Here is an 8,059-nt window from a genome sequence, read left to right as displayed (position 1 = left end):
GAGCCCGGGGCGGCCACCGCCTTCACCCGGCTCGACCCCGACTCCACCCGTACCGCCGACGTCTTCGCCCCGGTCACCGCCGCCACCCCGGCCGACCCCGCCCCCGTCGGGGCGACCTACGCCCTGGTCAGCACCGGCTCCCTCGCCGCCGCGATCGAGTCCAACTCCAGCTACGACACGCCCTCGGGGCCCAGCGCCCGCGACGGAGCCCGCTTCTGGCACCAGGCCCGCACCACCGGGACCGAGACCCGCGTCGGCGTCCGGTCCGGCCAGTGGACCTACCGGGGAGCCGGGGCCCCCGCCCCCGAGAGCGGCGCGAACCTGCCCTGGGCCAAGGTCGTCGTCACGCCCGACGCCAACGCCGACGGCACCACCGACTGGCAGGACGCCGCCATCGCCTTCCGTACGATCGCGATCAAGGCCCCGGGCAGCGAGAAGACCCCCGGCCGGGTCGTCGCCCACATCCCGTTCAACTTCGCCTCCCAGGCCACCCACCCCTTCCTGCGCACCCTGGACGACGTCAAGCGGATCTCCCTCGCCACCGACGGACTGGGCCAGTTCGCGCTGCTCAAGGGGTACGGCTCCGAGGGCCACGACTCGGCCCACCCCGACTACGGCGGCAACTACAACAAGCGCGCCGGCGGCCTCGCCGACCTCAACACGCTGCTGCGGCAGGGCAGGAAGTGGGGGGCGGAATTCGGCGTCCACGTCAACGCCACCGAGGCCTACCCCGAGGCGAAGAACTTCAGCGAGACCCTCGTCGACAGGACGAAGCCCGGCTGGAACTGGCTCAATCAGAGCTACTACATCGACCAGCGCCGGGACCTCAACAGCGGTGACCTCGCCCGCCGCTTCCAGCAGCTCCGCGACGAGACCGACCCCAACCTCTCGACGCTCTACATCGACGTCTACTACACCCACGGCTGGATCGCCGACAAGACGGTCCGCACCGTCCAGGCCCAGGGCTGGAACGTCGCCACCGAGTGGTCCGACAAGTTCGAGCGGGCCTCCCTCTGGTCCCACTGGGCCAACGACCTCGACTACGGCGGCGTCACGAACAAGGGCCTCAACTCGCGCATCATCCGCTTCATCCGCAACGGCGAGAAGGACATCTGGAACGACCACCCGGTCCTCGGGCAGACCGCCCTCGTCGACTTCGAGGGCTGGACGGGCGAGACCGACTGGAACGCCTTCACCGCCAACATCTGGCAGCGCAACCTGCCCGCCAAGTACCTCCAGCAGCAGAAGATCATCCGCTGGAACGGCGACGATCTCACCTTCACCGGCGGCGTGCGCGGCACCGTCGAGAACGGCCGCCGCACCTTCTACGAGAACGGCCGCAAGGTCCTCGACGGCGACGCCTACCTGCTCCCGTGGGCCGGCGGCACCAAGCTCTACCACTACAACAAGGCCGGCGGCAGGACGAGTTGGGCCGTCCCCGGCACCTCCGCCTACACGGTCCACAAGCTCACCGACAACGGCCGGGTGCGGACGGCCACCGTCAGCCCGGTGAACGGCCGCGTCACCCTCGACGCCGAACCCGGCCAGGCGTACGTCCTGCACCGGACCGCGCCCGCCACGCCCGACCCGCGCTGGGGCGAGGGCACCCCCGTCCGCGACCCCGGCTTCAACGACGCGAGGCTCGCCGCCTGGACCACCACCGGCACCGTCACCCGCGACACCGACACCCAGGGCCGCAACAGCGTCCGGCTCACCGGCTCCGCGACCGCCGCCGTCCGCCAGCACCTCACCGGCCTCACCCCGGGGGCCCGCTACACCGCCTCCGCCCTCATCGAGGTCGAACCCGGCCGGACCCGCCCCACCACCCTCTCCGCCGGCGGCCGCTCCGTGACCGTCACCCGCTCCGTGATCCAGGACCGCGTCGCCGCCTCCGACTGGAACGGCACCCGCTTCCAGCGCGCCAAGGTCACCTTCACCGCCCCCGCCACCGGCGCCACCACCCTCGCCGTCGAGGCCGCGCCCGGCACCGGCGCCGTCCGCGCCGACGACGTGCGGGTCGTCGCCAACGACCCCGCCGGGAAGGCCGGGGCGGCGGTGTACGAGGACTTCGAGGCCGTCGACCAGGGCTGGGGACCCTTCCTCAAGGGCGACGCCGGCGGGACGACGGACCCGCGCACCCACATCGCCCAGCTCCACGCCCCGTACACCCAGGCCGGCTGGAACGGGAAGCGGATCGACGACGTCCTCGACGGCGCCGAGTCCCTCAAGTCCCATGACGAGAACACCGGCCTCGTCTACCGCACCGCGCCCTGGACCGTCCCGCTGAGGGACGGGCACAGCTACCGCGTCGAGTACGCCCACCAGTCGAGCCACGCAGGCGCCTACGAGTGGGTCACCGGCTACGACCGGGCCGACGGCACCGCCGTGGAGAGCCGCCGCACCCCCCTCGGGGAGCGGCGGACCACCGGACGCTTCCAGGAGACCGTCACCGCCGGCTGCGGTGACACCTGGGTGGGCCTGCGCAAGCGCGCGGACGCCCCCGACGGCGCCGACTTCGTCCTCGACGGCTTCACCGTCACCGACCTCGGCCCGGCCCCCGCCCCCGCCGCCTGCGGCACGCTCTCCCTCGCCGCTCCCGCCGCCCTGGAGCCCGGCCGGCCGAACCGGGTCACCGTCACCTACGCCAACGACGAGACCGCGGCCGTCGACGGAGCCCGGGCCCGGCTGACCCTCCCCGAGGGCTGGACCGCCGAACCCGCCGGCACCGTCACCCTCGCCCCCGTCGCCGCGGGTGGCCGGACCACCGCCACCTGGCAGGTGACACCGCCGGTGGACGCCGCCCACGGGACGTACCCCCTCGGCGCCGAACTGACCTACACCCTCGGCGGAGCGGAGCGGACGCTCACCGCCGTCACCCCCGTCCGCACCCTGCCGCCCCCGCCCACCGCCGACGCGTGGGCGAGCGACCTCGACTGGATTTCGGCCACCAACGGCTGGGGGCCCGTCGAGAGGGACCGGTCCAACGGCGGGACCGGCGCCGGCGACGGCACCCCGCTGCGGATCGGGGGAGTGGCCTACGCCAAGGGCCTGGGCACCCACGCCCCCGCCACCGTCCGCTACCACCTGGGGGGCCGCTGCACCTCCTTCACCGCCGAGGTGGGGGTCGACGACGTCCAGACCGGCCGGGGGAGCGTGCGGTTCTCCGTCCGGGCCGACGGCACCGAGAAGGTGGCGTCGCCGGTCCTGCGGGCCGCCGACTCCGCCTGGTCGCTCACCGCCGACGTCGCCGGAGCCTCCTACGTCGACCTGGTGGCCGATGACGGGGGAGACGGCAACGGCAACGACCACGCCGACTGGGGCAACGCCCGCTTCCACTGCGGAGGCTGAACACCCGGGGCCGCCGGGGAACCGGCTTCCCCGGCGGCCCCGCTCCCCGACCCGTCCGGACCGGGCCGTCCGGACCACGCGCCCACCGGACTCCATCCCACCTCCCGGGAGGCTCCCGTGTCCCCGTCCCCCTCCGCACCGCTGCCCCGCCGCGTCCTCCTCGCCGGTACGGCCGCCGTCACCGCCGCCCTCGCCCTCCCGGCCGCCCGGGCGGCCGGGGCACCGGCCGACGGCGGCACCCTCCCCGCCGCATTCGAGGCGCTGCGGCTGCGCTGGCTCGACCTCCAGCTCGGCACCGGTTACGACCCCGCCGCCGAGCCCTACGCCTCCCGGCTCGCCGAGACCGGGACCCTGGCCCGCGCCTTCCGCGCCGCCCTGGCACCCACCGCCCGCTCCCTGTGGCCGGACGCCCCCTTCGACCCGCCCGCCGGCATCTCGCAGAGCTACGGCCGGCTGTGGACCATGACCCAGGCGTACGTCCAGCCGGGTACCGGCCTGACCGGCGATCCGGACCTCCTCGCCGACGTCCTGCGCGGCCTCGACCACCTCTCCGCCACCGTCTACCGCGCGGGCGCCCCCCGCTACGGCAACTGGTGGGAGTGGCAGATCGGCAGCCCCCGCCTGCTCATGGACATCGTCGCCGCCCTCCACCCGCACCTCGGGTCCGAGCGGATCGCCACCGCCTGCGCCGCCGTCGACCACTTCCTCCCCGACTCCGTCCTCGCCCGCTACACCGGCACCTCCACCGGTGCCAACCGCGTCGACCTCTGCCGCTCGGTCGTCCTGCGCGGTGCCCTCGGCGCGCGCCCGGACCGGATCGCCCTCGCCCGCGACGCCCTCTCGCCCGTCTTCCCGTACGTCACCGAGGGCGACGGGCTCCACGCCGACGGCTCCTTCGTGCAGCACACCTGGGTCGCCTACTCGGGCACCTACGGTCAGGTGATGCTCGACGGCCTCGGGCGCCTCTTCGCCCTGCTCGCGGGCTCCCCCTGGGACGTCACCGACCCGGCGCGGCAGATCGTCCTCGACAGCGTGGAGAAGGCCTACGCGCCCCTCCTCCTGGACGGCCTGATGATGGACAGCGTCAACGGGCGGGCGGTCAGCCGGGGCCTGCTCAGGAACGACGACCGCCGGGTCATGCGCTCCGACCACTTCCACGGCCAGGGCGTCATCGCCGCCATCGCCCTCCTCGCCGGCGTCGCCTCCCCGGCCGAGCGCGAGCGGTGGCACGCGCGCGTGAAGGGCTGGATCCGGCGCGACACCGTCTCCCCGATCCTCACCGCCCGCCAGTTCGGGGTGGCCGACCTCGCCCGGCTGCACGCCGTCGCGGCCTCCGCCGTCCCGGCCGCCCCCGAGCCCACCGGCCACCGTCTCTTCGCCGCCATGGACCGGGCCGTCCACCGCCGCCCCGGGTGGGCCGCGAACATCGCCATGGCCTCCCGGCGGATCGCGTACTACGAGTGCGGCAACGGCGAGAACCCGCGCGGCTGGCACACCGGCGCCGGGATGCTCTCCTGGTGGACCCCGGACCACGGCGACCAGTACACCGACTGGTTCTGGCCCACCGTCGACCCCTACCGCCTGCCGGGCACCACCGTCTCCACCAAGCGCCTGCCCGACCGGGCCGGCGGGGAGTGGGGCGCGTCCCGGCCGGACGTACGGTGGGTCGGCGGCGTCACCGACGGTACGTACGCGGCCGTCGGCCAGCACCTCAAGGGCCTCGGCTCCACCCTGGAGGCCCGCAAGTCCTGGTTCTGCGCGGCCGACGCGGTCATCTGCCTCGGCGCCGGGATCACCGCCACCGACGGCGTACCCGTCGAGACGGTCGTCGACAACCGCCTCCTCGGTGAGGGCGGCGCCGCCGCCCTCACCACCGGCGAGCGCTGGGCCCACCTGGACGGGCACGGCGGCTGGGTGCTGCCCGGGGGCACCGGTGCGCTGCGCACCCTGCGGGAGGACCGCACCGGCGCGTGGAGCGACATCAACGCCGCCGGCTCCCCCGAGCGCCGCACCCGCCGCTACCGGACGCTCTGGCTGGACCACGGCACGGACCCCACCGGAGCGGACTACGCCTATCTGCTGATGCCGGGCGCCTCACGGCGGGCGGTCGCCGCGCGGGCGGCCGACCCGGACTGGCTGCACGTTCTCCACAACGGCCCCGGCGTCCAGGCGGTCGCCGTCCCCTCCCTCGGCCTGACCGCCGCGAACTTCTGGGAGCCCGGTACGGTGGGTCCCCTCGCGGTCACCGCGCCCGCGAGCGTCCTCGTCCGGCGCCGCCGCTCCGTCCTCGATCTCCGCCTCGCCGAACCGCCCCGCACGGGAAAACCGCTGGAACTCCTGTGGAACCGGCCCGTCCGCCGGGTTCTCGCCCACGATCCCTCGGTGGAGGTCCTCACCGCCGGCCGCGCGCTGCGCCTCCGCGTCACGCCCGGTACCGCGTGCGTGACCCACCGTTGCGAGGTCCTCGTCTAGGGTTTTGTGAGACCCCTACAATCACAAGGGGTGCTGAGCTGTTGACTCGGCATGGTCGGGTGCGGGTTCTGTCCGTCTCCACCAGGATTCGACACGGAGGACTGTACGGAGTGGACGGCGGGGTTTTCTTGGTCGGCTTCGTAGGGTCGGTACATGACCGTTGTCGACCAGATCCCGAGCGAGCCCGCTGACGCCCGTGGCCGAGTGGCCGAGCTGCACGTCCTGCGCGAGCAGGCGATGCGGGGCCCGAGCGAGCGCGCGACCGAGGCCCAGCACGCCAAGGGCAAGCTGACCGCACGTGAGCGCATCGAGCTGCTGCTCGACCCTGGTTCCTTCAACGAGGTCGAGCAGCTGCGCCGCCACCGCGCCCAGGGCTTCGGCCTGGAGGCGAAGAAGCCGTACACCGACGGTGTCATCACCGGCTGGGGCACGGTGGAGGGCCGGACCGTCTTCGTCTACGCGCACGACTTCCGCATCTTCGGCGGCGCCCTGGGCGAGGCCCACGCCACCAAGATCCACAAGATCATGGACATGGCCATCGCGGCCGGTGCCCCGCTGGTCTCCCTGAACGACGGCGCCGGCGCCCGCATCCAGGAGGGCGTCTCCGCCCTCGCCGGCTACGGCGGCATCTTCCAGCGCAACACCAAGGCCTCCGGCGTCATCCCGCAGATCTCCGTGATGCTCGGCCCCTGCGCCGGCGGCGCCGCCTACAGCCCCGCCCTCACGGACTTCGTCTTCATGGTCCGCGAGACCTCGCAGATGTTCATCACCGGACCGGACGTCGTCAAGGCGGTCACCGGCGAGGAGATCAGCCAGAACGGCCTCGGCGGCGCCGACGTGCACGCCGAGACCTCCGGCGTCGCGCACTTCGCGTACGACGACGAGGAGACCTGCATCGCCGAGGTGCGCTACCTCCTGTCGATGCTGCCGCAGAACAACCGCGAGAACCCGCCGGCCGTCGCCTCCGAGGACCCGGCGGACCGCCGCTCCGACGTCCTGCTCGACCTGGTGCCGGCCGACGGCAACCGCCCGTACGACATGCACAAGGTCATCGAGGAGCTCGTCGACGACGGCGACTACCTCGAGATCCACGAGCGCTGGGCGCGCAACATCATCTGCGCCCTCGCCCGCCTGGACGGCCAGGTCGTCGGCATCGTCGCCAACCAGCCCCAGTCGCTGGCCGGCGTCCTCGACATCGAGGCCTCCGAGAAGGCCGCCCGCTTCGTGCAGATGTGCGACGCCTTCAACATCCCGATCATCACCCTTCTGGACGTACCCGGCTTCCTTCCGGGCGTCGACCAGGAGCACGGTGGAATCATCCGGCACGGCGCGAAGCTGCTGTACGCCTACTGCAACGCGACCGTGCCCCGGATCTCGCTGATCCTGCGCAAGGCGTACGGCGGTGCTTACATCGTGATGGACTCCCAGTCCATCGGCGCCGACCTGACGTACGCCTGGCCCACCAACGAAATCGCGGTCATGGGCGCCGAGGGTGCCGCCAACGTGATCTTCCGCAAGCAGATCGCGGAGGCCGAGGACCCCGAGGCCATGCGCGCCCGCATGGTCAAGGAGTACAAGGCCGAGCTCATGCACCCGTACTACGCGGCGGAGCGCGGCCTGGTCGACGACGTCATCGACCCCTCCGAGACCCGCCACGTGCTCGTGCGCTCCCTCGCGATGCTCCGCACCAAGCACGCCGACCTGCCGTCCCGCAAGCACGGCAACCCGCCTCAGTAAGAGGAGACCCCCGAAGTGACCACACCTGCCACAGCCAGCCTTCTCCGCGTCGAGAAGGGCCACGCCGACCCCGAGGAGCTCGCCGCCCTCACCGCGGTCCTCCTCGCCCGCGCCTCCGCCCAGCCCGCCGGGGACACCGCCCCGTACGGCCGCTCCACGGCCGGCTGGCGCCGCCTGGAGCGCCAGTCCGGCTTCCGGCCCTCCCACTCCTGGCAGGGCTGAGCCCGCCGCCCGAAGGCCCCCGTCCCGCCCGGGACGGGGGCCTTCGGCGTTCCCGGGCCCCCGGGCCCGTGAGCGGGTACGCGGAAGGCCCCCCGCCCCGGAAGGGGAGCGGGGGGCCTTCTCGATTCCGGCGACCGTCGGGACGGTTACCGCAGCCGGGCCATGAGGGCGTGCTCGACGAGGGTGATGAGCGCGCTCTTGGCGTCGGCCCGGTGGCGGGCGTCGGTGGTGATGATGGGGGTGTCGGGGCCGATCTGGAGGGCTTCCCGGACTTCTTCGG

The 8,059-nt window shown here is 73.5% G+C and carries 4 protein-coding genes and 1 pseudogene; 4 read left to right on the top strand and 1 reads right to left on the bottom strand.

From position 1 onward, the window contains the following. From RIF68_RS19005 to RIF68_RS18990, 4 genes are all read left to right on the top strand, one after another. Positions 1–3,348, top strand: a 3,348-nt coding sequence (locus tag RIF68_RS19005) for an endo-alpha-N-acetylgalactosaminidase family protein (protein WP_309052475.1), incomplete at its 5' end; no start/stop codon positions are given. 117 nt (positions 3,349–3,465) lie between these two features. Next, the gene (locus RIF68_RS19000; protein ID WP_309052474.1) at positions 3,466–5,820 is read left to right on the top strand and encodes a polysaccharide lyase 8 family protein; all 2,355 of its coding nucleotides are present in this window, start codon (positions 3,466–3,468) and stop codon (positions 5,818–5,820) included. Between the two features lie 153 nt (positions 5,821–5,973). Next, positions 5,974–7,557, top strand: a complete 1,584-nt coding sequence (locus tag RIF68_RS18995) for an acyl-CoA carboxylase subunit beta (protein WP_309052473.1) — start codon at positions 5,974–5,976, stop codon at positions 7,555–7,557. Between the two features lie 15 nt (positions 7,558–7,572). After that, the gene (locus tag RIF68_RS18990) at positions 7,573–7,779 is read left to right on the top strand and encodes an acyl-CoA carboxylase epsilon subunit (RefSeq protein WP_309052472.1); all 207 of its coding nucleotides are present in this window, start codon (positions 7,573–7,575) and stop codon (positions 7,777–7,779) included. Positions 7,780–7,925: 146 nt separating this feature from the next. Here the strand turns inward: RIF68_RS18990 and RIF68_RS18985 are convergent. Continuing rightward, positions 7,926–8,059: pseudogene (locus RIF68_RS18985) on the bottom strand (ATP-binding protein); the annotation flags it as partial.

Origin of the sequence: Streptomyces sp. (genome assembly GCF_031178505.1) — a bacterium.
Lineage (GTDB): Bacteria > Actinomycetota > Actinomycetes > Streptomycetales > Streptomycetaceae > Streptomyces > Streptomyces gulbargensis.
The sequence above is the reverse complement of the archived record's forward strand: the minus strand, read 5'-3'. Positions and strand labels throughout refer to the sequence as shown.

Excerpts from the sequence above, each read along its gene's own strand:
- RIF68_RS18995 (WP_309052473.1), top strand. The coding sequence starts at position 5,974 with ATGACCGTTGTCGACCAGATCCCGAGCGAGCCCGCTGACGCCCGTGGC.